23 protein-coding genes and 1 pseudogene are annotated in these 22778 nt (G+C 69.4%); 12 read left to right on the top strand and 12 right to left on the bottom strand.

Annotated features, from left to right (window positions below):
• Positions 1-62 precede the first annotated feature (62 nt).
• Both MMSR116_RS03065 and MMSR116_RS03060 read right to left on the bottom strand, forming a co-directional pair.
• Positions 63-521, bottom strand: a complete 459-nt coding sequence (locus MMSR116_RS03065; protein WP_010683804.1) for a response regulator — start codon at positions 519-521, stop codon at positions 63-65.
• Between the two features lie 8 nt (positions 522-529).
• Positions 530-997 carry a BLUF domain-containing protein gene (locus MMSR116_RS03060; protein ID WP_010683805.1) on the bottom strand — a complete coding sequence of 156 codons (468 nt, stop codon included), beginning with the start codon at positions 995-997 and terminating at the stop codon, positions 530-532.
• 305 nt (positions 998-1302) lie between these two features.
• On the opposite strand from MMSR116_RS03060, the gene MMSR116_RS03055 reads away from it, so the two are divergent.
• From MMSR116_RS03055 to MMSR116_RS03035, 5 genes and pseudogenes are all read left to right on the top strand, one after another.
• A complete protein-coding gene (locus MMSR116_RS03055) occupies positions 1303-2577 on the top strand; it encodes a flagellar hook protein FlgE (RefSeq protein WP_010683806.1) in 1275 nt (424 codons plus the stop codon).
• A gap of 34 nt (positions 2578-2611) precedes the next feature.
• Positions 2612-4497: pseudogene (flgK, locus tag MMSR116_RS03050) on the top strand (flagellar hook-associated protein FlgK).
• A gap of 2 nt (positions 4498-4499) precedes the next feature.
• Positions 4500-6122, top strand: a complete 1623-nt coding sequence (locus MMSR116_RS03045) for a flagellin (RefSeq protein ID WP_010683807.1) — start codon at positions 4500-4502, stop codon at positions 6120-6122.
• A gap of 165 nt (positions 6123-6287) precedes the next feature.
• A complete protein-coding gene (locus tag MMSR116_RS03040; protein WP_010683808.1) occupies positions 6288-6548 on the top strand; it encodes a hypothetical protein in 261 nt (86 codons plus the stop codon).
• Position 6549: 1 nt separating this feature from the next.
• A complete protein-coding gene (locus MMSR116_RS03035; protein ID WP_010683809.1) occupies positions 6550-6867 on the top strand; it encodes a porin in 318 nt (105 codons plus the stop codon).
• A 209-nt stretch (positions 6868-7076) separates the two neighbouring features.
• Here the strand turns inward: MMSR116_RS03035 and MMSR116_RS03030 are convergent, their stop codons facing one another.
• Genes MMSR116_RS03030 through MMSR116_RS03020 form a run of 3 tightly spaced genes read right to left on the bottom strand, consistent with a single transcriptional unit; the run spans position 7077 to position 9037 of the window.
• A complete protein-coding gene (locus MMSR116_RS03030) occupies positions 7077-7562 on the bottom strand; it encodes a hypothetical protein (RefSeq protein ID WP_010683810.1) in 486 nt (161 codons plus the stop codon).
• Complete coding sequence (locus MMSR116_RS03025) at positions 7537-7875, bottom strand: rod-binding protein (RefSeq protein WP_010683811.1); 339 nt, start codon at positions 7873-7875, stop codon at positions 7537-7539. The genes MMSR116_RS03030 and MMSR116_RS03025 overlap by 26 nt, the downstream gene beginning before the upstream one ends.
• Before the next feature lie 25 nt (positions 7876-7900).
• On the bottom strand, positions 7901-9037 hold the full coding sequence (locus MMSR116_RS03020; RefSeq protein WP_010683812.1) for a flagellar basal body P-ring protein FlgI: 1137 nt from the start codon (positions 9035-9037) through the stop codon (positions 7901-7903).
• A 242-nt stretch (positions 9038-9279) separates the two neighbouring features.
• Between MMSR116_RS03020 and MMSR116_RS03015 the strand changes: the two genes are divergently transcribed.
• Complete coding sequence (locus MMSR116_RS03015; RefSeq protein WP_010683813.1) at positions 9280-9708, top strand: flagellar assembly protein FliX; 429 nt, start codon at positions 9280-9282, stop codon at positions 9706-9708.
• Positions 9709-9802: 94 nt separating this feature from the next.
• On the opposite strand, the gene MMSR116_RS03010 is transcribed toward MMSR116_RS03015, so the two are convergent.
• The gene (locus MMSR116_RS03010) at positions 9803-11299 is read right to left on the bottom strand and encodes an ATP-binding protein (RefSeq protein ID WP_010683814.1); all 1497 of its coding nucleotides are present in this window, start codon (positions 11297-11299) and stop codon (positions 9803-9805) included.
• A 154-nt stretch (positions 11300-11453) separates the two neighbouring features.
• Here MMSR116_RS03010 and MMSR116_RS03005 point away from each other — a divergent pair, with 154 nt between their 5' ends.
• Positions 11454-12701, top strand: a complete 1248-nt coding sequence (locus tag MMSR116_RS03005; protein ID WP_039893177.1) for an Hsp70 family protein — start codon at positions 11454-11456, stop codon at positions 12699-12701.
• Between the two features lie 86 nt (positions 12702-12787).
• Here MMSR116_RS03005 and MMSR116_RS03000 read toward each other — a convergent pair whose 3' ends face one another.
• Positions 12788-13228, bottom strand: coding sequence for a type II toxin-antitoxin system VapC family toxin (locus tag MMSR116_RS03000; RefSeq protein WP_010683816.1), 441 nt, complete (start codon positions 13226-13228; stop codon positions 12788-12790).
• Positions 13225-13479: a type II toxin-antitoxin system Phd/YefM family antitoxin gene (locus MMSR116_RS02995; RefSeq protein ID WP_039893121.1), complete on the bottom strand. Its 255-nt coding sequence runs from the start codon at positions 13477-13479 to the stop codon at positions 13225-13227. The genes MMSR116_RS03000 and MMSR116_RS02995 overlap by 4 nt, the downstream gene beginning before the upstream one ends.
• Positions 13480-13637: 158 nt before the next feature.
• On the opposite strand from MMSR116_RS02995, the gene MMSR116_RS02990 reads away from it, so the two are divergent.
• From MMSR116_RS02990 to dksA, 3 genes are all read left to right on the top strand, one after another.
• A complete protein-coding gene (locus tag MMSR116_RS02990; RefSeq protein ID WP_010683817.1) occupies positions 13638-15011 on the top strand; it encodes an MBOAT family O-acyltransferase in 1374 nt (457 codons plus the stop codon).
• A 2-nt stretch (positions 15012-15013) separates the two neighbouring features.
• Positions 15014-16030 (top strand): hypothetical protein, encoded by a 1017-nt coding sequence (locus MMSR116_RS02985; RefSeq protein WP_010683818.1) that lies wholly within the window; start codon positions 15014-15016, stop codon positions 16028-16030.
• A gap of 173 nt (positions 16031-16203) precedes the next feature.
• Positions 16204-16623, top strand: a complete 420-nt coding sequence (gene dksA / locus MMSR116_RS02980) for an RNA polymerase-binding protein DksA (RefSeq protein WP_010683819.1) — start codon at positions 16204-16206, stop codon at positions 16621-16623.
• Between the two features lie 538 nt (positions 16624-17161).
• On the opposite strand, the gene MMSR116_RS02975 is transcribed toward dksA, so the two are convergent.
• The 3 genes from MMSR116_RS02975 to MMSR116_RS02965 are packed head-to-tail and all read right to left on the bottom strand — an operon-like array spanning position 17162 to position 20083.
• Positions 17162-18877 carry a vWA domain-containing protein gene (locus MMSR116_RS02975; protein WP_083920217.1) on the bottom strand — a complete coding sequence of 572 codons (1716 nt, stop codon included), beginning with the start codon at positions 18875-18877 and terminating at the stop codon, positions 17162-17164.
• Positions 18861-19550, bottom strand: a complete 690-nt coding sequence (locus MMSR116_RS02970; protein ID WP_010683821.1) for a TadE/TadG family type IV pilus assembly protein — start codon at positions 19548-19550, stop codon at positions 18861-18863. The genes MMSR116_RS02975 and MMSR116_RS02970 overlap by 17 nt, the downstream gene beginning before the upstream one ends.
• Positions 19544-20083: a TadE/TadG family type IV pilus assembly protein gene (locus tag MMSR116_RS02965; protein WP_039893123.1), complete on the bottom strand. Its 540-nt coding sequence runs from the start codon at positions 20081-20083 to the stop codon at positions 19544-19546. The genes MMSR116_RS02970 and MMSR116_RS02965 overlap by 7 nt, the downstream gene beginning before the upstream one ends.
• A 410-nt stretch (positions 20084-20493) precedes the next feature.
• On the opposite strand from MMSR116_RS02965, the gene MMSR116_RS02960 reads away from it, so the two are divergent.
• A complete protein-coding gene (locus tag MMSR116_RS02960; protein WP_010683823.1) occupies positions 20494-20901 on the top strand; it encodes a hypothetical protein in 408 nt (135 codons plus the stop codon).
• Positions 20898-21380: a hypothetical protein gene (locus MMSR116_RS02955; protein ID WP_010683824.1), complete on the top strand. Its 483-nt coding sequence runs from the start codon at positions 20898-20900 to the stop codon at positions 21378-21380. Before MMSR116_RS02960 ends, MMSR116_RS02955 begins: the two co-directional genes overlap by 4 nt.
• Positions 21381-21383: 3 nt before the next feature.
• On the opposite strand, the gene MMSR116_RS02950 is transcribed toward MMSR116_RS02955, so the two are convergent.
• Positions 21384-22661 (bottom strand): NAD(P)/FAD-dependent oxidoreductase, encoded by a 1278-nt coding sequence (locus MMSR116_RS02950; RefSeq protein WP_010683825.1) that lies wholly within the window; start codon positions 22659-22661, stop codon positions 21384-21386.
• Between the last annotated feature and the right edge of the window lie 117 nt (positions 22662-22778).

The raw sequence follows: 22778 nt of genomic DNA, 5'->3' as shown, positions 1-22778 counted from the left end.
GCTGCGCTCCGGCACCTCAGGATAAGGTGGAGGGTCGGAAACAACGAATCGCGGCGTTCCCCTCAGAACTTACCGAGCATCGGAAACTCCACGCTCAGGCTCGATTCCGCCGCCATCGGCGCCTCGCGCTTGCGCGGCTTGCGGTTGAGCACCTGCTTCAGCTTGGTCTTCAGAACCGCCATGTCGAACGGCTTGAGGATGAAGGCGTCCGCCCCCGCCTGATGGGCGAGGTTGATGTCCTCGAAGTCGAAGGACGACTCGGTCAGCATGAAGGGCGTGTTCATCAGCACGTCGTCGGCGCGGATTTCGCGGAGCAGGCTGAGGCCGTCCATCGGCTCCATGTCGAGATCCGAGATCACCAGGGCGTAGCGGCGTTGCCGCAGCCGCTCCAGCGCCTCGGTGGCGCTCGTCACGCCCTCGACGTCCGGAAACCCGATGCGGGTCATCAGCATGACGATCAGGCGGAGGAGCTTCTCCTGGTCGTCGACGATGAGGATCGGATTCGAATCGCTCTCGGACATCGCTCGGCTCAGACGAAGAGGTGGTCGATGCCCTGGCGGGACATCGTGTCGGACTGGAGGGCGAGGCACAGGGCATGGATCGACGAGGCCTTCGGCGTCCCACGCTGGAGCATCGGCAGCAGGTTTGCCTTGGCGAACAGCGTGTCGTTGCCGGCGGTCCGCTGGGCGCTCTTGAACGAGTGGACGAACTCCCGCTTGTTGATCTCGCGCCACTCGCTGATCTGAACGTCCCGGTGGCGGCTGTCGGCGCTGACCCGGTCGAAGGTCTCATGGACCGACGAACGCTCGCCCTCGATCACCTGGCAGGCGAAGTTGCCCTCGATCACCAGGAAGCTCGTGATCACCGCGAACTCGTTCTTCTTCTGCGCGATCCGGCCGATCTCGCCGATCTGCTCGGACCGCTTGGCCGCGTCCGACGACAGGTTGAGGCGCGAGAAGTAGATGATGTGGACGAGGCTCGTCCGTTTCGCCCGCATGATCCCGAGACCCGAAACCCGTCCACCGATTTCCGGCCGGACGCGCCGCGCCCGATCCTAGTCCGCGCCCAAGTCTCGCGCGTCCCGGATAACACCCCGTAAACAGCGTCAGGCGGCGCGGGGCGGGGCGGCTCCGGATCGAGCCGCTCCGCCCGGCAGGATCTGCCGGGTCGGCACGCGGGACCGGTCAAGGCTGCCGGGTCGCGGACCGGTGAAAGCTGATTCCTCAGATGTTTAGCGGTGGCACGGCGGTTGCCACCGCTGGAGCCTGCGGGCCCTCTCGGCACGCATGGGGATTGCGTACCATGGATCTCTTCACCGCTCTCCAGACCTCGGTCTCCGGACTTCAGGCGCAGTCCTACGCCATCAGCAACATCTCCGGGAACATCGCGAACTCGCAGACGACCGGCTACAAGCGGGTCGACACCAGTTTCGTCGACATGATGTCCGAGACCACGCCCAAGCGCGAGGTCGCCGGCTCGGTGCTGGCCCAGTCGCAACTGACCAATACGATCGCCGGCAACGTCGTCGCGTCGAGCGTGCCGACCAACATGTCGATCAGCGGGACGGGTTTCTTCACGGTGGTGCAGAAGACCGGTGACGCGAATGGGGCGGCGACTTTCAGCGGCACCAACGCCTACACGCGCCGGGGCGACTTCGCCCCGACGGCGGAGGGCTACCTGATGAACGGAGCGGGCGGTTACCTGACCGGCAACAACCTCGACCCGCTCACCGGCCAGGTCACCAGTTCGGGGCCGATCGTCATCGGCAACCCGACGCTCCCCGCCCAGCCGACCACCACGATCACGTACTCTGCCAACCTTCCGGCGACGCCGACCACGAGCGCATCGACAACGCCGCCGAACAGCATCGCCGGGCCTTCGATCACGGCTTACACGGCGAGCGGAGCGCCAGTGGCGATTAACACGCGCTGGACGCAGGTTTCGACCAGCGCGACCGGTGCAACCTGGAAGCTGTCCTACGACAGCGGCACGACGGGCAACCCGACCTGGACGGACGTGCCGACGCAGTTCACGTTCGATGCGACCGGCAAGCTCACGGCCCCGGCGGCGACCGGCACGCCGCCCTCCACCACCGTGGATCTCAGCGGCGATACGTTCTCCGGCTACACCTTCACGAACCTGAAGTTGGACATCTCCGGCGGCCTGACCCAGTACGCCGATTCGAGCGGTGCGGTGACCACCAGCGCGCTGAGCCAGGACGGCGCCACGTCGGGCACGCTGACGAGCGTCGCGGTGGGTACGGACGGCAAGATCAACGGCACGTTCTCGAACGGAGCCGTGAAGGCGCTGGCCACGGTGGGGATCGCGCAGTTCGCCAACCCGGACGGACTGAAGGCGGATTCGAAAGGCAACTACCTGCAGACGGCCGACTCGGGTCCCCCACTGGCCGGCCTAGACGGAAGCACGATCACGGGTGCGAGCAACGAGCAGTCGAATACCGACATTGCCACCGAGTTCTCTAAGATGATCGTAACGCAGCAGGCCTACTCTGCGAACACGCGCGTCATGTCGACGGCCCAGACGATGATGTCGGACCTCCTGAACGTGATCCGCTGAGTGAGGCTGCGTACCCGGACGCGGAGGTCGTGAGATGTCGCTGAACGCGCTTTCCACCGCGACCGCGGGGCTTGCCGCCACGCAGGCGGCCATCAACATCGTCTCGCAGAACGTCGCCAATGCCGGCACGGCGGGCTACGTCAAGCGGACGATCACACCTGTCGCCGTCGGACCCAACAATTCTGGCGTCGCCACCGGTACGATCACCCGCAGCTTCGACGCGGCGGCCCTGAGACAACTCCGACTGGAGACATCGGGGGCCGCCTATACCAGCACGAAGGCGGGGATCATCGGCCAGCTCGACGCCCTCTACGGCACCCCCGGAACGTCGACGTCGCTCGACGGCACGCTGAACACCTTCACCGAATCCCTCCAGGAACTCGCCGCCAACCCGACTTCGGCAGCGGCGCGCACGACGGTCCTGGGCAATGCCTCAGCGCTGGCGAGCCAGATCAACAGCGCCGCCAGCACGGTGCAGAACCTGCGCACCGGCATCGAGTCGCAGCTCGGCGCCGACACGAGCGCGGCGAGCGCGCTGCTCTCCAGCATCGCGAGCCTCAACGGCAAGATCCAGAACACCTCCGACGACAGCTCCCTGGCCGACTTCCAGGACCAGCGCGATCAGGCGATCAACAGCCTGTCGAGCTACATGGACGTGAAGACGGTCACGCAGAGCGACGGGACGGTCTCGGTCATGACCCAGTCGGGTGCGACGCTGGTCGACCGCACCAACGCGGCGACGCTCTCCTTCGACGGCCGCGGTACCCTCAACGCCAGCTCGACCTACTCCACCGATCCGACCCAGCGCACGGTCGGCACCGTCACCGCAACGCTGGCGGGGGTGGCAAGGTCGACCTCGGCGAGCCGGGCGTGCTGCGCTCCGGGAGCCTCGCGGCCGCGTTCGAGTTGCGCGACCAGACCCTGCCGCAGGCCCAGCGCCAGCTCGACGACCTGGCGGCGGGCCTCGCCACGGCCTTGACCAACACGAGGACGACCGGCTCCCTCAGCGGCGGCGCCACCACGATCAGCGTCGGGAGCATGCAGCCCGGCAACACGCTCACCTTCCCGGTCACCGACAATTCCGGGACGGTGCGCAACGTGACCCTGGTGGCGTCGGCGACGTCGAGCGGCACGATCGTCCCCGCCGGGCAGACCAGCGACGCCAACGGCCTGACGCTGACTTTCAACGCGAGTGGCGGACCCGGCAGCTACGTGAGCGCGATCCAGGCGGCCTTCACCGCCTTCGGCGCCAATCCCGCTTCCGCCAGCTACAACCTTCCGACCCTCGGCGTCAGCGGCACCGCCACCGGCTCGAGCGCGACCCTGACCCTCACGGCGGGCGGCAACGTCGCCGCCGCGGCCACCGCCAGCGTCTCGGCGGTCACCGCCTCCGACCTGAACACCGGGAATCCCTCCCTCGCCCTGTTCGTCGACGGCAACAGCAACACCCTCTTCACGGGATCCTTCGATACCGGATCTCAGCTCACCGGCTTCGCCCAGCGCATCAGCGTCAACAGCAACGTCGCGGCCAACCCGTCCGCGCTGACGACGACGAGCGCGACGGACACGAGCACGTCCGGCGCGCGGGCGCAGAAGCTGTTCGCCGCGCTGACCTCGACGCAGCAGACCTTCTCGTCGTCGAGCGGCATCGGCGGCGTCTCGGCGCCCTACAGCAACACGGTGATCGGCTTCGCGCAGGACATCATCGCCGCGCAGGGGGCCGCCGCGGCCAGCGCCGCGTCCCTCGACGACACTCAGCAGACCGCCCTGTCCACCGCGCAGAGCCGGTTCGCCGCGGGGGCCGGCGTCAGCGTCGACCAGGAGATGTCGAACCTGATCGCCCTGCAGAACGCCTACGGCGCCAACGCCCGGGTGCTGAGCGCGGCCCGCGATATGCTCAACCAGCTGCTGCAGATCTGATCATGACCACGATCACGCCCTTCGCGGCCGGCTCCTACCTGACGAACCGGACCGCCTCGCAGCTCTCGACGCTGAAGAACCAGCTCAACGACCTGTCGAACCAGATCTCGAGCGGCCTGGTCTCGCAGACCTACGGCGGCCTCGGATCCGGCCGGTCCACGGCGCTCGGGGCGCAGGCGACCCTGAGCGCGCTCACCGGCTACGCGTCGGGCATCACCGCCGGCCAGACCCGGACGAACCTCGCCGTCACCAGCCTGACCCAGGTCGTGACCTTGGCCACAAGCGCCAGCGCGACGCTGAACAACGGCCTCCAGAGCGTGGCGGCGAGTTCCGTCGCCGGCCGGTCGACCGCGCTCGGCAACCTCCAGTCGGCGTTCGACGCCCTCAACCAGTCGGCGGCCGGCAATTACCTGTTCGGCGGCAGCGACACCACAACCCAGCCGGTGGCCGACACGGACGCGATCCTGAACGGGGTCACGAACAGCGACGGCTCGCAGAAGGCGGGCCTGACGCAGATGATCGCCGAGCAGGTCGGCGCGGATCAGGGACCCGGCAAGAACGGCTGGCTGTCCGTGGCCCAGTCGAGCACGCCGCCGACGCAGGTCTCGATCACCGAGCCGAGCGACGACAACGTCCGCGCGAATTTCGGCTTCTCCCTCGCCGGCAAGCCGACCTCGACCACATCGGCGATCCAGGCGACCTACACGGCCGGCACGTCGACCTCCGCGGGCTCCCTGCAACTGAACGTCGCCGCGCAGCCCGCCGTCGGGGACAGCATCACCGTCACGCTGAAGATGCACGACGGCACCTCCACGACGATGACGCTCACGGCCGTCGCCGCTGGTACGACGCCGGCCAACTCCGCCACGACCTTCGCGCTCGGCGCCAACGGCGACACCACCGCCACGGCCGCCAACCTCAGCGCGGCGCTCACCGGCGCCGTCGGGGCGGCCGCCACCGGACCGCTGACGGCAACCTCGGCCGCGACGGCCGCGTCGCACTTCTTCACGGGCTCGGTGAAGGGCGGCCCGAACGGGACCGGCGTGATGCCCCAGCGCGTCCTGTTCGATACCAGCACGGGCACCCCGGGCACGCCGATCGGCTACCGGTCTGCGACACCCCAGGACACCGTGCTCTGGTACCAGGGCGAGAACACCTACACGTCGGGGGGGACGCAGACGCCCGCGCTCGACACGCAATCGGTCCAGGTCAGCGCGACATCCAGCATCGGTACCGGTGCCCGCGCCATCGATCCCGCGGTCCAGAACGTGCTCGCCGGCCTCGCCACGATGGCCTTCGGTCTGCCCACATCCAGCAGCACGAGCCCCAACGCCACATACCAGGCGGTGATCGATGCGGCCGGCCCGCTCCTCGCCTCCGCCAACGGCAGCACGGGCGTTCAGGACACGGTCACCCAGCTCTCCCTGGCCTCGGCGCGCCTGACGAATGCCAGCACGACCAACAAGGCCATTCAGAACACCGCGCAGAACACCCTCGACGGGATCGAGCAGGCGCCCACCGAGGAGGTCGTGGCCAAGCTGCTCGACGTTCAGAATCGACTCCAGGCGAGCTACCAAGTCACCGCCACGCTCTCGAAGCTGTCGCTGGTCAACTACATCAGCTGACGCCGGATCGGCGACTGCCGGCGCGGCGGCGAACTTCATGGCCGCGCGTTTGTAGTGAACCGGATCTCAATCGGACGCCGCGAACATAGTCTTGCCGCTTTCCCGCAGTGAACCGCGGTCCGCGGGCGCGCCGTCGCGCCGTGGTTCATCCGAGGAGAGGTCCGCATGTCGCTGTCCGAACCCGTGGAACTCGTCCGCCGCCTCGGAGCCACCCCGCGGATCGGCGCGATCGTCATGGCCGAGCAGGCGGTGGACTCCTACTGCGCCGGCTACGCGCATCCCGACGACCGTGCCATCGCCCTCGACATTCTGTTGCGCGACTTGGCGCGGCTGCGCATGCAGGTGCCGAGTCTCGACGCGTTCATCGGCGAGGTCGAGAGCTATATCGACCTGCTGCACCGGGACCTCGCGCGCCGGGCCGCCTGAGATGCCGCTACCGGCTGCGGCGCTCGCCGGCGCGGTGCTGTTTCTCGCGACCCCGGTCCTGGCTCTCGATCTGCGGACGATGCCGGTGACGCCCGGGCCGGTGCCATGTCCGACCAAGGGACCGGGCTTCGTCCGCATGCCAGGCATGGACGGGTGCATCCGAATCTCCGGCCGCGTCGCCGCCGGGATGGACGCGCGTGCCGGCCACGGCGTCGCGGCGGCGCCGACCGTGGCCGGCCGCGTCGCCATCGACAGCCGCGCCGACACGGATCTCGGTGAGGTGCGGACCTACGTGCGCATCGGTAGCGGTCGCCGCTGAGGCGGCTTCATGTCCGCGTCGTCACGCGCTCCTGCGCCGTACCGCCATTCTCGTCGGCAAACGCGCTTCGGGCCGGCCTCGATAGAAGGGCACAGATCCGGACGACGCCGCGCGCCCCGAGACAGCTGCGACGCAGAGGGGAGGGGGGCCTCGGCCCTCCCGGCATGAGCGGAGCGGACGATCCCGTCGCAACCCGATCACGAATGCCGCTAGAGGCTCCGCGACAGCACCAGCGGACCGCTGCGCACGCCGCGGCCGTAGGGGGAGGGAGCCGGGGTTTGCCGGCCGTAGCCCGCCGGCATCTGCGCCCGGGCAATCTCGTCGGCCAAAGACTTGATCAGCCCCTCCGAGACCGCGCGGGCACTGTCCAGGACCGTCTGGTTCGCCTCGACCGCCGCCGTGAAGCGGCGGTGCGCCGCCCGAAGGGTCTCCACCCCCTCCGGATGGAAGCGCTTCAACGCCACCGCATTTGCCTTGGCGACTTCCAGGCCCTGCATGTAGGCAGCGGCCAGCGCCGCCTTGGGCTCGGCCGCCGCGACGCCCTCCCGCAGCCGGCCGGCGCGGACATGGGCGGCCTCGTCGGCCAGCACCGCCTCCAGGGCGGCCATGTTGCCGAGCACGCCCGCGACGAGCGCCTCCGCGGTCACGCGGTCCGCCACACGCAACGGTTCAGCCCTTTGCACCGGTCGCTCCATCGATCGGGGTCCCCTGCATCTTCATGATCTCACGGAACACCGAGTCGGCGATGCCGACGCCTCCGCTCTTCACGATCTGTCCCGCATATTCCTTGGTCAGCATCGAGCGGTAGACACCGCCGCCCATCCCGTTCTCGCCGAGCGGGCCCTCGGTGCCCTCCGACTGGGTCAACCGTTCGAGGCTCGACTCCAGGAACATCGACTCGAATTCAGTCGCCGTCTTGCGCGCCTTGGTCTCGGCGTCGGCCCTGGTGCCGATGCCGGCGGCGCCCGCGTTGGCGACGTTGGCCGCGATGGTGGCGAGTTGCAGCATGGTCCGTCCCTCCGCGTCCCCGCGTTCACATCAGCTCGATGTCGGCCTGGAGTGCGCCCGCCGTCTTGATCGCCTGCAGGATCGAGATCAGGTCGCGCGGGCCGACGCCCAGGGCGTTGAGTCCGTCCACCAGCTCGCGCAGGCTCACGCCCTCCTTGACCAGGGCCAGCTTGTTGCCGTCGCCGGTATCGACCTTCAGGCCGGTGCGGGGCACCACCACGGTGCGGCCGTTCGACAGCGGCGCCGGCTGGCTCACCTGCGGTTGCTCGGTGATGGTGACGGTGAGGTTGCCCTGCGCGATCGCCACCGTGGAGACCCGCACGTCCCGGCCCATCACGATGATGCCGGAGCGCTCGTCGACCACCACGCGGGCGGTCTGGTCCGGCTCGACCTTCAGCTGCTCCACCTCGGTGATCAGGCGGATCATATTGCCGTTGTAGCGGGCCGGAATCTGAATCGTGACGGTGGCCGGGTCGGTGGGCTCGGCGGTGTCGGCGCCCATGAAGTCGTTGATCGCCGCGGCGATCCGCTTCGAGGTGGTGAAGTCTGGGTTGCGCAGGGACAGGCGCAGCGAGCGCGCGTCGTTCAGCTTGAAGGCGATCTCGCGCTCGATGTTGGCGCCGTTGGAGATCCGGCCGTTGGTCGGCACGCCGCGGGTGATCTTGGCGGCGTCGCCTTCCGCCGAGAAGCCCGCGATGGCCACCGAACCCTGCGCCAGGGCGTAGACTTCGCCGTCCGCGCCGAGCAGCGGCGTCACCAGAAGCGTGCCGCCCTGGAGCGACTTGGCATCGCCCAGCGACGAGACCGTCACGTCCATCCGGGTGCCTTGGGCGGCGAAGGGGGGCAGGTTGGCCGTGACCATCACGGCGGCGAGGTTCTGCGTGCGCATGGTGGCGCCGCGCGTGTTGACCCCGAGCCGCTCCAGCATCGCCTGAAGCGACTGCTTGGTGAACGGGATGTTGTTCAGCGTGTCGCCGGTGCCGTTGAGGCCGACCACGATGCCGTAGCCCACGAGCTGGTTCTGGCGCACGCCCTCGATGGAGGCGAGATCCTTCACCCGCGACAGGGCGCAGGCCGGGCCGGACAGCGCAACGAGCAGCAGCGCGCCGGCGAGGGCGCCGAGCAGGGACTGGAGGACGGGAAACGCGGGACTCGGGCGCATGCCGGTGTTTCGAGCGTGAATGGACCTGCCGTGCTCCTGCCAGGGCCGTGCCAGCCGGGCCCGTTGTACAAGGTCCTCATGGGACTGAGTTTTCTGCGATCGGCCCACGGCGCTGCGACCGGGGGAGCTGGCACCGAAGCTGCCGACCCGGCAGCTTCTGCCGCCCCGTTTACCCCCGCTTAACCGTACGGGCGGAATTTCCGGTTCTGCGCGACGGCGCTTGGAGCAACGCGAACGGGATCATGCGCGTCGAGACTCGCCAGCCGATTCAGAACGCGGGTGGCGTCGCGGCCACGCGGCGGACCGAGGGCGGCGCCAGCTTCAGCCTCGGTGCAGCTCCGGCTTCCGCTTCGAGCGCCGGTGCCCCCGCGGCCGCCGCGACGCTCGCGGGCCTCGACGCTGTCCTGCTGCTGCAGGCCGAGAGCGAGACGCCACAGGAGCGCCGCCGCCGCTCGGCCAAGCGCGGCCAGGATCTCTTGGACGGACTCGATCGGTTGAAGGCCGCGATGCTCGGTGGCCGGGTCGCGACCCACGAGCTCCGCACCATCGCGGGCCGGCTGGCGGAGCGGTCCGGCGCTTCGGGGGATCCGCGGCTCGACGGGCTCATGGCCGAGATCGAGCTTCGGGCGGCGGTCGAGCTGGCCAAGCTGGAGATGGCGCGCAAGGCCTGACCGCCCTTCCGCACCCGTCCTTGCGAGGGCAGCGAAGCAATCCAGGAACCGCTCCACGCGCAGACGGCCCGATGCGCGATTGACGGGTCGCCCGCTACACCACCCGCCGCTTCGGCCCGACGGGCAGCATCTGCGGCTCGCCCGGTCCGGTCTCGACGCCGAGATCCGGCACCGCGATGATCGGTGCGCCGCGCAGGTCCTTCCGGCTGACGATGGCCCCGCGCTCCTCCAGATAGGCCAGCATCCGCCGCGCCCGCCCACCCGAGCTGGTGCCGTAGGCGTCGGCCAGCATCGCGTCGGTGGGGCAGGGGGCTCCTTCGATCGCCGCCCGGGCCACGACCAGGAACAGCCCGGCGAGATCGTCCGGCAGGCCTGCCGCGATGCCTTGCGCCCGTTCCCAGCCCGAATTGTCGGCGACCGCCCCGCCGGCCTCCGCGCGCGCGACCGCGAGCCGACGCTTGAATTCCGGCAGGCCCATCGTGTCGCCACGCAGGCGCCGGATGCGGCAGCGGACGGTGAAATCCTGATAGAGGGTCGCCGGGGTGCAGGCGGCCGCGTCGGCGTCGGCCAGCACCGAGGCGAGCACTTCGGCGAGCGCCGCCTCGCGGGCCTCCGGATCCATCGGCTCCTCCTCCGCCTCCTCGGCGGAGGCCGGCGGCCGGTAGTTCGCCAACTGCACCAGCACATCGGGCGCCGGTGTCGGGCGCGGCTTCGGACGCGGCGCCAGTGGCGCGACGATCTCCGCAGGGCTCGCCGTGAGGATCAGTGCACGGGCGTCCTCGGTGGTCTCGGGCAGCGGAACCAGCACCGGCGAGGAACTCCGGCTGACGGTCGCGGTCGGCCCGACCGCGATGGTGAGCGGGCGTCGTGTCAGGGCCGGTCCGAGCGCCACGAAATGTCCGCGCGGCAGATCGCGAAACGTCTCGGCCTGGCGGCGCTCCAGGCCGAGAAGATCGGCGGCGCGGGCCATGTCGATGTCGAGGAAGGTCCGGCCCATCAGGAAGTTCGAGGCCTCGGCCGCGACGTTCTTGGCGAGCTTGGCGAGCCGCTGCGTGGCGATGATGCCGGCGAGCCCGCGCTTGCGCCCGCGGCACATCAGGTTTGTCATGGCGCCGAGCGACAGGCGGCGCGCTTCGTCCGAGACCTCGCCGGCGGCTGCCGGGGCGAAGAGCTGCGCTTCGTCGACCGCCACCAGCATCGGGTACCAATGGTCGCGGTCGGCGTCGAACAGCCCGCCCAGGAAGGCGGCGGCGGCGCGCATCTGCCCGTCGGCGTCGAGGTTCTCCAGGGACAGCACCACCGACACCCGGTGGGTGCGGACCCGGGCGGCGATGCGCTGTAGGGCGACGTCGTCGCCGTCCGCCTCCACCACCACGTGGCCGTAGCGGTCCGCGAGGCTGGCGAAGTCACCCTCGGGGTCGATGATCGCCTGCTGCACGAGGCCGGCGCTCTGCTCCAGCAGCCGCCGCAGCAGGTGCGACTTGCCGGAGCCCGAATTGCCCTGGACCAGGAGGCGCGTGGCCAGCAGTTCGGTGAGGTCGAGGAGCGCGGGGCGCTCGCCGGTCAGGCCGAGATCGATGTCGGAACGCATGGCGCCTCATAGCACGGCCGCGCGTGTCCGGGGGGCCTGCGGCGGCGCTGTCCACGCTTCTGGACAGGTCTGCCGCGCCGCGGCCGCCCTGGACCGCGGGGCCGCCACCCTGTAGGGCGACGCCCCTCCCATGGACATCCGGACCCACCCCACGATGGCGGCCTGCGGCCTCGATTTCGGCACGTCGAATACGACCCTCGGCGTTGCCGGCCCGGACGGGCCGATCCTGCTGCCCCTGGAAGGCGCGCATCGGACGATCCCCAGCGCGATCTTCTTCGAGCTCGGCCGGGAGCCGGTGATCGGGCGCGCCGCGACAGCCGCCTATGTCGAGGGGCGGTCGGGCCGGCTGATGCGCGGTCTGAAATCCGTGCTGGGTACGCCTCTGATGGACGAGGCCACCCCGGTCGGCCGTCAGCGCCTGCGCCTGCGCGACATCATCGCCCGCTACCTCGCGGCCGTGAAGGACAGGGCCGAGGCGGCCTGCGGCCGCAGCCTCGACAGCGTGGTCCACGGTCGCCCGGTCCACTTCATCGACGGCGACCCGGAGGCCGATCGCCGCGCCGAGGACACGCTCCGCGACATCGCCCGCGACGTCGGCTTCCGGGCGGTCTCGTTCCAGTACGAGCCGATCGCCGCGGCCCTCGACTACGAGCGGCAGGTCCGGTCGGAGCAGATCGCCTTGGTCGCCGATATCGGCGGCGGCACGTCGGATTTCTCGATCGTGCGGCTGTCGCCCGAGCGGAAAGGGCAGCCGGACCGGGCCGGCGACATCCTGGCCAACGACGGCGTGCGCATCGGCGGCACCGACTTCGACCGGCAGCTCAGCCTCGGCACGGTGATGCCGCTCCTGGGGCTCGGCAGTCCGATGCGCCGGGGCGACCTCGCCGTCCCGAACGCCTACTATCACGACCTCGCCACGTGGTCGGCGATCAACCGCCTCTACAACCCGAAGACCCTGCGCGAGATCGACGAGGTGATCCGCGACTGCGCCCGGCCGGATCTCGTCGGCCGGCTGCACGCGGCGATCGAGGGCGAGCGCGGCCACGCCCTGGCCGGAGCGGTTGAGGGCGCCAAGATCGCGGCCTCGGAGGCCGGCGCGACGGCGCTGGATCTCGGCTTCGTGGAGCGCGGGCTGGCGGCGCAGGTCGATCGCGCGTCGCTCTCGGACCAGACCGGCGGCCTCGCCCGTGCGGTGGCGGCCCGGATCGACCGCTGCCTCGCCCAGGCGGAACTAGCGCCGGAGCGGATCGACGCCCTGTTCCTCACCGGAGGCTCCACCGGCCTGCCGCACCTGCGCGCCGCGCTGACCGCGGCGCTGCCCGCCGCGCGGGTCGTGGAAGGCGACACGTTCGGTTCGGTGGGGCTCGGCCTGACCATCGAGGCGGCCCGGCGCGGGGCGTGACCTCCGACCTTGCGAGCGCAGCGAAGCAATCCAGGATTGGCGCCGCACTCACCGATGTCGCGCTGCCCTCCCTCGCCTCGCTGCGCTCATGCCGGCGAAGAAGTCGGCCATGTCCAGGGATTGACGATCCTCACACCGGTCGGGACAAAATCGGCGGTATTGCGGGTAACCACCGTCATCGCGTGGACGAGTGCGGTCGCCGCGAGCAGGGCATCCCGCTCGGGCCGTGGGTCCGGGACGTGCAGGCCTGCGCAACGCAGGGCGACCGCCGTGTCGATCGGCAAAATCCGTCCGGCGAATACGGGTAGAACCTGCCCGTCCAGCCAGGCGCGCAGACGGGCGCCCTGCGCCGCGTCGCGCCGCTCTACCAGCCGGATACCGAGCTCCAGTTCCATCACAGTGATGGCCGATAAGTAGAAGCGGCCCGCATCCTCAGCCGACAGCCAGCGCGTCACGTTGGCGTCCGCTCGACCGTCGCCAGACTTACGCAGCTCAGACACGACGTTCGTGTCAAGCAGGAAGCTCACGAGAGGTCCGTGGGCGATGGAAAGCTGTCCACCCTTGGAACCTCGAGAGGGATCTCGGAGAGACCGGGCGCCGACAGGGCCTCGACCAAGTTGCACCGCTGGTTCGCGAGCTGGCGGTACGCCTCGATGCTCAAGAGGACCTGAACCGGCTCCCCGCGGCGCGTGATGAAGACCGGCCCTGTCTCAGCCGCCTTCTGGGCGTGACTGGCGTTCTGTTGGAACGCACGGCTCGACAGGGTCGTCACTGTCATGACCAGCTCTCCCGACGGTGGCGAGGTAGGTACATTAGAACAAACCGTCTCGGAGTGACAGCGCCGATTGACGGCCCGGCGCCGATCCCCGACAAGGCTGTCCCTCCCGCTCGGAGACAATGGCGGCCCGTCCGGGCTCCTCCGCGCCGCCTCGCCCGATGCTGTTCAACTCCTTCGTCTTCCTTCTCGCCTTCCTGCCCGCCGCCCTGATCCTGCACGGGCTGGTGGCGCGCGCCGCGCCGGCGTGGCGGCTGCCGCTCCTCGTCGTCCTGTCCTTCGTGTTCTACGGCTGGTGGGACGTGCGCTTCGTGCCGCTGCTCGCCGGCTCGATCCTAGTCAACTGGTTCGTCGCGCAGGCCTATCGCCGCCGGCCCGGCCGCTGGCTAATCCCGGCCGCCATAGCCGCCAACCTCGCGCTGCTCGGGGTGTTCAAGTACCTCGACTTCTTCGCCGACCTCGCCAACCTCATCCCCGGCCTGGAGGCGCCGCGGCTCGGGCTGGCGCTCCCGCTCGGCATCTCGTTCTTCACCTTCCACCACATCATGTACCTGGCCGACCTGCGGGCCGGCCGGGCGCCGGCCTTCGGGCTCGTGAAATACGCCCTCTACATCGCCTTCTTCCCTCAGGTTCTCGCCGGCCCGCTCGTGCGCTGGAGCGAGATCATGCATCAGTTCGACGAGCAGCCCTACGCGCGGCCCGACGCCGCCGAGCGCTTCGCCCGCGGGCTGATGCTGCTCACGGTGGGACTGGCCAAGAAGGTCTTCCTCGGCGATCCGCTCGCGGACTACGTGAACCCGGTCTTCCAGGCGGCGGCCGCCGGCAAGGCCGTGACGGTGGTCGAGGCGTGGCAGGCCACGCTGGGCTTCACCTTCCAGATCTATTTCGACTTCTCCGGCTACACCGACATGGCGCTCGGCATCGCGCTGCTGTTCGGCCTCGTCCTGCCGCAGAACTTCGACGTGCCCTACCGCGCCACGTCCCTGCGCGACTTCTGGCGACGCTGGCACATGACGCTCTCGCGCTTCCTGCGCGACTATCTCTACATCCCCATGGGCGGGAGCCGGCGCGGGTTGCCGCGGCAGGTCGGGGCGCTGGCCGCCACCATGACGCTGGGTGGTCTCTGGCACGGGGCCGGCCTGACCTTCCTGGCCTGGGGGGCGCTTCACGGACTCGGCCTCGGTGCGGGCGTGCTGGCGCGCCGCGCCCGGATCGCGATTCCCGCGCCGCTGGGCTGGGCGCTCACCAGCCTGTTCGTCGTGCTGACCTGGGTGCTGTTCCGGGCCACCAGCTTCGAGGCGGCGCTCGTGATGTTCAAGGGCCTGTTCGGCCTCGCGCCCAAGGGCTCGGGCTTCAAGTGGCGTACCATCGCGGTCGCCGCCCTCGTCGCCACGGTCGGACCCACCGCCTGGACGGCGGTGCACCGCCTGCCGCCGCGGCGGCTCCTCGCCTTCGGCTTCGCGCTCCTGTTCGTCCTCGTCCTGCTGAAGATCGGCGACGATGCGAACTACGAGTTCATCTATTTCCAGTTCTAAGGATGGTGGCTCCCCGACCTATTCCGGACCGGGACTGGCGCGGCTTCGCCCGCACCCTGCTCCTGTCGGTGATCGGGCTGTTCGCCGGCTACCTCGCCCTCGCGGTTCCGGTCGATCCCTACGATACCGGCCGCTCCGAGCTCTTGTCCCGCGGCGCAGTCCGGCCCCAGGGCCCACGGACGGCCTCGGCCGTGCGCGGACGCGACCCGGCCTATTCGGGGGCGCTGATCGGTAACTCGCACATCCAGCTCATCGAACCGGCGGCCTTGAGCCGGCTCACCGGAATCCCCTTCGTCCAGTTGTCAGTGCCGGCGACCGGTCCCACGGAGCAGTTCGCGCTGCTCGGCTGGTACCTGCAGCACCATGCCCGGCCCGACGCGATCGTGCTGTCGGCCGACGCCTTCTGGTGCGCCGACGATCCGTCCTTCCCGAGCGAGCACGGCTTCCCGTACTGGCTGATCGGCGACTGGCCCGCCTACCTGCGGGGATTGATCCGGTTCTCCGCCGCGCAGGAGACGATCAACCGCCTCGGCTGGCTCCTGCGGCCGCACCGCAAGACGGCGGCCGCCGACGGCTGGTGGGATTACGAGCGCAACTATCTGAGCCAAGGCTTCGGCGTCGATCCGGCCAAGAAGGCGGCCCTGGAAAAGCCGGTCGGGCCCGAGGCCGAGCCGCACCACGGCGGCCCTTTCCCGATCGCCGACCGGTTGCGGGCGGAACTGGCGCGCATCCCCGGGCGGACGCCCGTGGTGGTGGTCTTCCCGCCGGTCTATGCCCGCGCCGAACCTCCGCCCCACAGTCGCCGCGCGGAAGCCGAGGCGTCCTGCCGGGCACAGATCCGGTCCGTGCTCGCGACGCATTCCTTGAGCGCCGTGGTGGATTGGCGCGATGGGCGTCCCGAGGCGGCGGATCCTGACCAGTTCTTCGATCAGACCCATTACAGGCTGCCGCTCGCCCGGGCGCTTACGACTGAGATTGGCGCTGCAATCGTGCGGTTGCGGGCGCGGCTGACAGAGTAAATCGTCTGTACCGTGGCCGGTTTGCCGCACAGGCCCGTGCAATGACCGCCTGTTACAGGCCTCGCTTCGCTGCGCGTTGTGGCGCCCAGGCACCTCGACTATACGGCACCTCACGTCAGCGCCGCGCACCGGCCCTCCCTAGGTGGGCGGCTCGAATCCAGCGAGGGTGACGCATGGCGAAGGTGACGCTGGAGGACGGCTACGTCCCGTCCGACGACGAGCCCTTCATGAATGACCGGCAGCGCGAATATTTCCGCCGCAAGCTGCTGAGCTGGAAGAACGACATCCTGCGCGAGGCGCAGGACACTCTCGTGGCGCTCCAGAGCGAGAACGAGAACCATCCCGACCTTGCCGATCGCGCCTCGTCCGAGACGGACCGGGCGATCGAGCTGCGCGCACGGGACCGCCAGCGCAAGCTGACCGGCAAGATCGATGCGGCGCTCGCCCGGCTGGAGGACGGCTCCTACGGGTTCTGCGAGGAGACCGGCGAGCCGATCTCACTCCGTCGCCTCGACGCGCGGCCGATCGCCACCCTCTCGCTGGAGGCGCAGGAGCGGCATGAGCGGCGCGAGCGCGTGTATCGCGACGATTGAGCTTCGAACGGACGCGAATCGTAAGCCTGGCCGGCGGTTCGCCGCGGTCGGACCGTCCGCCTCTTAAGAAAACCGTCATCTGCGACGCAGACGCGAATCTCCCTGCCTCGCCGCAGCCTCACGCAAAGAGCGGGTACCGCCTGACTTCCTGCGGACTCGCGAAACACGAAACAACCCGGAACACCGTCGAGGCGGTCTCCGGTTCTCCACCTCTTCCTGAGAACCCGAAGCACAGCGCCGGCCTCGCAGATGCCCTCCAGAAGCCTCCGCGATCCCTGGAGCGCTCGTTCGCGACGGCTGCGCCGCACCTCAGGATGAGGGCAGGGCGGGATTCGCCGGAACATTTCCGACTGGATCCCGCCGCGGAACCTTGCGCGAAGACCGTACGCATCTGTCGCAGTGCACGTGGCGCGCAGCGACCCTGGGAGCCGCGCGCCGCGCCGTCCGTGGCGCATCGCCGAACGGGCTGACGGTATTCGCAAGGCCGATGGCGCGGAGGCTGCGGCGTCCGGACGGCCGACCGCGTCCCGCCGACCCGTCACTGCGTCAGCCGCAATTTCCCGATGCTGGCCTGAATTTTCTGGAAGGCATCGAGCAGGCCGTCCGAGTCGTTGGCCAGAAAGTACTGATCCTGTGACGAGGCACAGTTTTTCAGGAGCGTCTGCCCCGCTGAGTCGATCGGATCGGACGCGATGCTGAACCCGATCGTGTAGATCGAGATGTTGACCGCCTTCGCGTTCTTGCAGGACAGAGCGGTGAGTGCGTCCAGGGCATTCCTGGCGCTGGGCGCGTCTGTGATGTTCTGATTGGTGGGCGGAAGCCGGCTGTTGGGAGTGGAGCCGTCCCAATTCTTAAAATAGCCGGCGGCAAAATACATTGAATTATTGTAATTGGTGTAGGGATTGTCCGGCCAGCTGTTGGTTCCGTCCGTCATCAGGATGATGATTTTGTTGATGGCGTTCGCATTCGTGGTGTTGGAGGCGGAGGAGTAGGCGGCGCCGTCCGCGAAGACGCTGAGCGGCGAGAGCGCTCGCCAGCCCCACATGAAGCCCTCATGGATGTTGGTCGATCCCAGCGGCGCCATCTTGTTGATGAGGTTCTTCAGAACCGCCGTGTCTTTGGTGAGGCGCTGGAGCGGTTGTGTCGTGCAGCCGAAATTCGGACCGTTCGGAATGCCGGTATAGGGATTCGACGAGGTCGGCGACGGGGTTCTGGGATTGAGATATTTGCAGGCGCGACCCTCGGCGTTCTGGAAGCTCTGATTTTGCGGCCACTTGGAGCAGGTCAGACTGTTGGTATTGTCGTCGATGTAGCTATTGAAGCTTATGTATTGGGTGCCGCTGTAGGTGTAGGCGGAGTAGCCGCTGCTGCCGTCGCCGGGCTCGTCGGGCGCAAAAAGCGGAACGTAGAGCGAGTCCTTGTTGCTCCCCGCCGGTGCCCCATCCTGGACATTCAACGGATACGGCAGCGTCTCCAGACAGCCTGCCCACCCCCAGCCGGAATTGGCGTTCTGAAGCTTGTTGAAGATGTCGAACCGGCTGGTGATGCCTGTTCCGGTCAGCGAGCCGACGTTGAGCCAGTGGTAGCTCGACTGACCGTACACGTCGATCCAGGAGGCATAGCGATACGCCGACGGGTCGACCGCCACCGCGCCCGCGAACGGCACGATCGCGATCCGCGTGGCGCTGGAGAAGGCGCTGTTGGTGTAGACGTAGTTGACGAAGTTCGTCGCCGCGGTCTGGACTGCCTGCAGCTTCGACTGGCCGCCGCTCGAGGCGGACATCGATCCGGTGTTGTCGAGAACCAGCGCGATCTCGAAGGTTTTCGGCAGGGGCGTGGCGCATTGCGAGGTCGCGCCGGGATTGATGCGCGTGGTCCCGGTGAACTTGCCGAAGAAGGTCGTCGACAGCTTGTGGGCCGTCAGGGTGATCTGGCGCGGGTTGCTGGTGATCGCCAGCGGATCGACCACGAGATCCGCCACACCCATCGCGCCGCCCATCGTCGTCTGCGCCATGGCGTTGAGATCCGCCGTCGTCGTGCTCAGCGGCGTCTGGCACAGGAGCAGGGCCGTGGCATCGGCCGCCGCCTGCAGCTTCGTCTCGAGGCGGGTCGCGAAGCCGTAATCGATGGCCGCACCCGAGAGCATCAGCATCGGCACGCTGAGGAACGCGAACAGGATCGCGACGTTGCCGCGCCGATCCTGGGCCAGGCCGCGCCTGCCGCGGGGGGAAGGGGGGTCAGGGTGTCGAGCCATCGCACGCCGTGGGGCTTTTGCCCGGGACCACAACCTCCATGTAGGTGTTGGTCCCGTACGTCTTGCCGCCCCGGGTTGGCCAGGGGACGCTGCTGGTGAACGTGATGGTGCTGCTGATGCCCTTGGCGAGCTTCACCAGGGCGCTGCCGATCATCGGCGTATAGCCGACGCTGACCTCGGCGAGGACGTAGCGCATGCCCGCGGTCTGGTAGCCGAGCGGAACCAGCAGGTCGTTGGCCGCGCCGGTGTTGCGGGGCGTCGCGTTGGCGTTGGCGACGCTCGAGCAGACCTTCGGGATGACGGTGGCACCCTGCAGACCGACGCCCATGGCGCTGACGACGATCTTCACCTGCGAGGTGTCGAACGGGCGCATCACCAGCGTCGCCGAGGCGACGATGTCGTTCATGACCGTCGTGCTGATCGGGTTCTGCGTGTCGCCCTGGGCGGTCAGGTCGGCCACGGTGCGGGCGAGCAGGGTCAGCTTGCGCCACTCGTCGATGGCATGGGCGAGTTCCGTCATGCCCGCCCAGATCGCCAGGAGGATCGGCAGGATGATGGAAAATTCCACGATGGCGCTGCCGCGCCGATCGCGCCGCAGGCGTTTCAGCGGGCCCGCGATCGGCGCTGGCTTCGGTGCCGCCTGCCGAGCCCTGCGGGCGAAGCCCTTCAGCATGGGCTCGCTCCGACGATTTGGTAGGGCTCCGTGCGGAAGACCGCCGTCGACGTCAGCAGGCTCGATCCGGCCCCCGACCCGGTGGTGAATTTCTGAGTGTTCAAGCCCATCAGGTTGAAGAAGGTCGGAAATTGCACGGCAGCCGTGACGACCACGATCGTCCCCGGCTTGGCGCAGGCGTAGTTGGTCCCGAAATTCGTCTTCCACGTGCCGGTGGCGGCATCGATCGGCGTGGCCGGCGTGGCGCTCGCGAAGTTGCTGGCGGTGGCCACGTCGATCTTGACGCCCTGGCAGTTGAAGACCGTGGGGATCAGGGCGTTCGACGGACCGCACATCGTCGTCTTCAGGTTCGCCAGGAGGGTCGCGGGGTCGGTCTGACCGGCGTTCGACTGCTGGAACTGCCCGGTGAAGATCGTTCGGACGGCGTTCTGCAGGGCGCGGTCGAAGTTCTGGGTGGCCCAGATCTGAAAGGCGATCTGGAAGACCGCGCCGCACAGCGCGAGGAAGGGCAGCGCCACGAGGGCGAACTCCACCGCGGCCGCGCCGTCGGAGTTCCTCCGAAGGCGGGTCAGCAGACAACCTGACGTAATAATTCTCCGTCTGAGTATGGCTGCCCTGCCGGTCATGGGCGTGCACGGCTGCTGAAAACAAGCATTGATACAGATGTGTCGCCTAGAATTTGCGAAAACCTTAATACGAAGCTTGGCCAGGCATCTGCCGGCGAGTTCCATGTTGATGCCGCAGGATCGGAGGGCGTCGGTCGGCGCGCGGCTCCGCCTGTGATCCGACGCGCGGGGCCGCAGCGGATCCGGATCAGCGTGCCGGGTTGGAACGCGGCCTGGCTCCGTGCGCCGCTATCGTGATCCTGCAGGGCGGCGGGCGCGCCTTGACCCGCCGTCGTCCCGCGCCACCTCGTCGCCACCGAGCGTGGCCGGAGAGCCGTATGAGATCTGTCCTGATCGCGATCGTCGCGGCTGCGGCGTTCGCGCTCGCCGGCTGCGACGCCCCGAAGCCGGGCCCGGCCGGACCGCCCGGCCCGAAGGGCGATCAGGGTCCGGCAGGACCACAGGGGCCGGCGGGCCTGAACGGCGCCACCGGGGCACCCGGGCCCGTCGGCGAGCGCGGGCCGCCCGGGCCGCCCGGGCCGGCCGGCGCGGCCATGAACGCGCTTGTCCGGCTCGACGTGGCGTGTCACCGGGACGAGGACTTGATCGGTGCCTATTGCCGGGGCATGGCGGTCGTCCCGTCCGTGACGGTCACGGACGGTGTCTCGACGGTGGGATGTCTGGACATGACCGCCAAGGCCGCGAAGGACGCGCAGCCGGTCGCCGTGTGCATGAGGAAGCCATGAGGTGCACGCGCATCGCGGTCTGCGCGGCGATCGCGGCCGCTGTGGTCTCCCCGGCGGCCGGCGGTCAGCCCTTCGTGCCGACGGAGCGTGCGGCGATCGCGCTCGTGCGCGACCACAGGACCGCCGGCTTCACCACGATCGCACGAACCCTCGCCTTCGCCGAGCGCGCCACCGGTGGCGCGTTCCGGTTCGGCGGCTACCAGGTCGATTATCGCCCGGACGCGCCCTTTGCCCGGGTCCGGATCTGCTACCGTCTGGGTATCGATCCACCCACCTGCGGGCTCGATTACCGTGTGGCGGTGAACCCGTCCCATGTCGAACCCGCGGACCGCTACAACGGCCTGACGCGCGACCTCGAGCACGGGCCGCGGGCGTTCCTGCGCGCGCTCGCCCGGGAGGCCGACCTTCAGCGCCAGCCGGACGTCCTGCGCAGGATCGAGGCGGCGCTCGACCCCTACAATCCCTACGACTGGCGCTGAGGATCAGAACAGGCGCGGCCAGCGCAGCAGCCGATCGGGCGCGAAGGCGTCGACCGGTACCGAAGGTTGTCGACCCGTGGCGAGATCGGCCACAATCTCGCCGGTGATGGGGCCGGTGGACAGGCCGATATGGCCGTGGCCGAACGCGAAGAGCAGGCCCTCGTGCCGGGGCGCCCGGCCGATCACCGGCATTCCGTCCGGCGTCGAAGGGCGCGAGCCGAGCCAGGGCTCGTTGTCGAGTGGACCGCCGAGACGAAGCGTCCCGGCGGCCTCCCGGGACGCCGCCTCGATCTGCGTGTGGTCCGGGGCCGCGTGGCGGGCGTTCAGCTCCACGCCGGAGAGAACCCGGATCCTGTTCTCGCCCATCGGCGCGAGGATGGATCCGGCGCCGGTGTCGAGCACCGGCCGGGTCAGGGGCGGGCTGTCGGGGTGCAGGGCGTAGTGGCGATGATAGCCCCGCTCGGCCGCCACCGCGAACCGGTAGCCCAGCGTCCGGGCGATCGCCCCGGAGGCGGCGCCCGCCGCCAGCACGACCTGCCGTGCCCGCAGCGCTCCGGCCTCGTGCTCGACGCGCCAGCCTCCGGCTTCCGGAGCCAGGCGCCCGGCGCTGCCGCGCAGACGGCGTCCGCCGAGCCCGGCGAACAGGGCCTCGCAGGCCTCGATCAGCCGGCCCGGCTCCCGCACCGAGCCGGTCTCGGTGAGCAGCATCGCCCGGGCGTAGGGCCGCACCAGCGCCGGCTCGAGGTCGCGCACGGCAGCGGTGTCGAGGATCTCGAACGCCACGCCGTGCCCGGCCAGGATCTCGCGCTCGAGTGCGGCACCCGTGAAGGCGGCCTGCGTCCTGTAGGCCTTGAGCCAGCCGGTCCGCTGCAGGCGGTCGGTTGTGCCGGCCCGCGCGGCCAGCCGCTCATGGGCGGGATAGGCGGCGCTCGTCAGCGGCAGCAGCGCCGCGGCGGCCCGGCGCCAGCGGGAGGCGCGGGCCGCGGCGAGGAAATGTGCCGCGTAGGGCACGATGCGCGGCAGGTGCCCATGGTGCAGACGTAGGCCCCGGTCGGCGTTGCGCAGATAGGCCGGAAGCCTGCCCCAGAGGGCCGGGCTCGACATCGGCAGGATCGATCCCCGGCTGACCACGCCGGCATTGCCGTAGGAGGTCCGGCCCCGTGCCTCGCCCGGATCGCACAACACGACGTCGAGTCCGCGATCCTTCAGCGCGATGGCGCTGGCGAGCCCCACCATCCCTCCGCCGACCACTACGATGTCGGCCCTCTCGTCCGTCGCCATTCACGCGATCCCGCAGCACATAGGCAGCACTTCTGACCGGTTTTGCCCGGCGGGGGTAGCGGGCCTGGGCCGGCGAGGCATGAGCTGCACGCCGGCATCGAAGACGCGCGCACATTC

Source organism: Methylobacterium mesophilicum SR1.6/6 (genome assembly GCF_000364445.2).
Classification (GTDB): domain Bacteria; phylum Pseudomonadota; class Alphaproteobacteria; order Rhizobiales; family Beijerinckiaceae; genus Methylobacterium; species Methylobacterium mesophilicum_A.
This window is presented reverse-complemented; position numbering and strand designations above follow the sequence as displayed.

Bases quoted from the DNA above. Each gene is read 5' to 3' on its own strand.
- MMSR116_RS03065 (WP_010683804.1), bottom strand. From the start codon at position 521: ATGTCCGAGAGCGATTCGAATCCGATCCTCATCGTCGACGACCAGGAG.
- MMSR116_RS03060 (WP_010683805.1), bottom strand. From the start codon at position 997: ATGCGGGCGAAACGGACGAGCCTCGTCCACATCATCTACTTCTCGCGC.
- MMSR116_RS03055 (WP_010683806.1), top strand. From the start codon at position 1,303: ATGGATCTCTTCACCGCTCTCCAGACCTCGGTCTCCGGACTTCAGGCG.
- MMSR116_RS03045 (WP_010683807.1), top strand. From the start codon at position 4,500: ATGACCACGATCACGCCCTTCGCGGCCGGCTCCTACCTGACGAACCGG.
- MMSR116_RS03040 (WP_010683808.1), top strand. From the start codon at position 6,288: ATGTCGCTGTCCGAACCCGTGGAACTCGTCCGCCGCCTCGGAGCCACC.
- MMSR116_RS03035 (WP_010683809.1), top strand. From the start codon at position 6,550: ATGCCGCTACCGGCTGCGGCGCTCGCCGGCGCGGTGCTGTTTCTCGCG.
- MMSR116_RS03030 (WP_010683810.1), bottom strand. From the start codon at position 7,562: ATGGAGCGACCGGTGCAAAGGGCTGAACCGTTGCGTGTGGCGGACCGC.
- MMSR116_RS03025 (WP_010683811.1), bottom strand. From the start codon at position 7,875: ATGCTGCAACTCGCCACCATCGCGGCCAACGTCGCCAACGCGGGCGCC.
- MMSR116_RS03020 (WP_010683812.1), bottom strand. From the start codon at position 9,037: ATGCGCCCGAGTCCCGCGTTTCCCGTCCTCCAGTCCCTGCTCGGCGCC.
- MMSR116_RS03015 (WP_010683813.1), top strand. From the start codon at position 9,280: ATGCGCGTCGAGACTCGCCAGCCGATTCAGAACGCGGGTGGCGTCGCG.
- MMSR116_RS03010 (WP_010683814.1), bottom strand. From the start codon at position 11,299: ATGCGTTCCGACATCGATCTCGGCCTGACCGGCGAGCGCCCCGCGCTC.
- MMSR116_RS03005 (WP_039893177.1), top strand. From the start codon at position 11,454: ATGGCGGCCTGCGGCCTCGATTTCGGCACGTCGAATACGACCCTCGGC.
- MMSR116_RS02995 (WP_039893121.1), bottom strand. From the start codon at position 13,479: ATGACAGTGACGACCCTGTCGAGCCGTGCGTTCCAACAGAACGCCAGT.
- MMSR116_RS02990 (WP_010683817.1), top strand. From the start codon at position 13,638: ATGCTGTTCAACTCCTTCGTCTTCCTTCTCGCCTTCCTGCCCGCCGCC.
- MMSR116_RS02985 (WP_010683818.1), top strand. From the start codon at position 15,014: ATGGTGGCTCCCCGACCTATTCCGGACCGGGACTGGCGCGGCTTCGCC.
- dksA (WP_010683819.1), top strand. From the start codon at position 16,204: ATGGCGAAGGTGACGCTGGAGGACGGCTACGTCCCGTCCGACGACGAG.
- MMSR116_RS02975 (WP_083920217.1), bottom strand. From the start codon at position 18,877: ATGGCTCGACACCCTGACCCCCCTTCCCCCCGCGGCAGGCGCGGCCTG.
- MMSR116_RS02970 (WP_010683821.1), bottom strand. From the start codon at position 19,550: ATGCTGAAGGGCTTCGCCCGCAGGGCTCGGCAGGCGGCACCGAAGCCA.
- MMSR116_RS02960 (WP_010683823.1), top strand. From the start codon at position 20,494: ATGAGATCTGTCCTGATCGCGATCGTCGCGGCTGCGGCGTTCGCGCTC.
- MMSR116_RS02955 (WP_010683824.1), top strand. From the start codon at position 20,898: ATGAGGTGCACGCGCATCGCGGTCTGCGCGGCGATCGCGGCCGCTGTG.
- MMSR116_RS02950 (WP_010683825.1), bottom strand. From the start codon at position 22,661: ATGGCGACGGACGAGAGGGCCGACATCGTAGTGGTCGGCGGAGGGATG.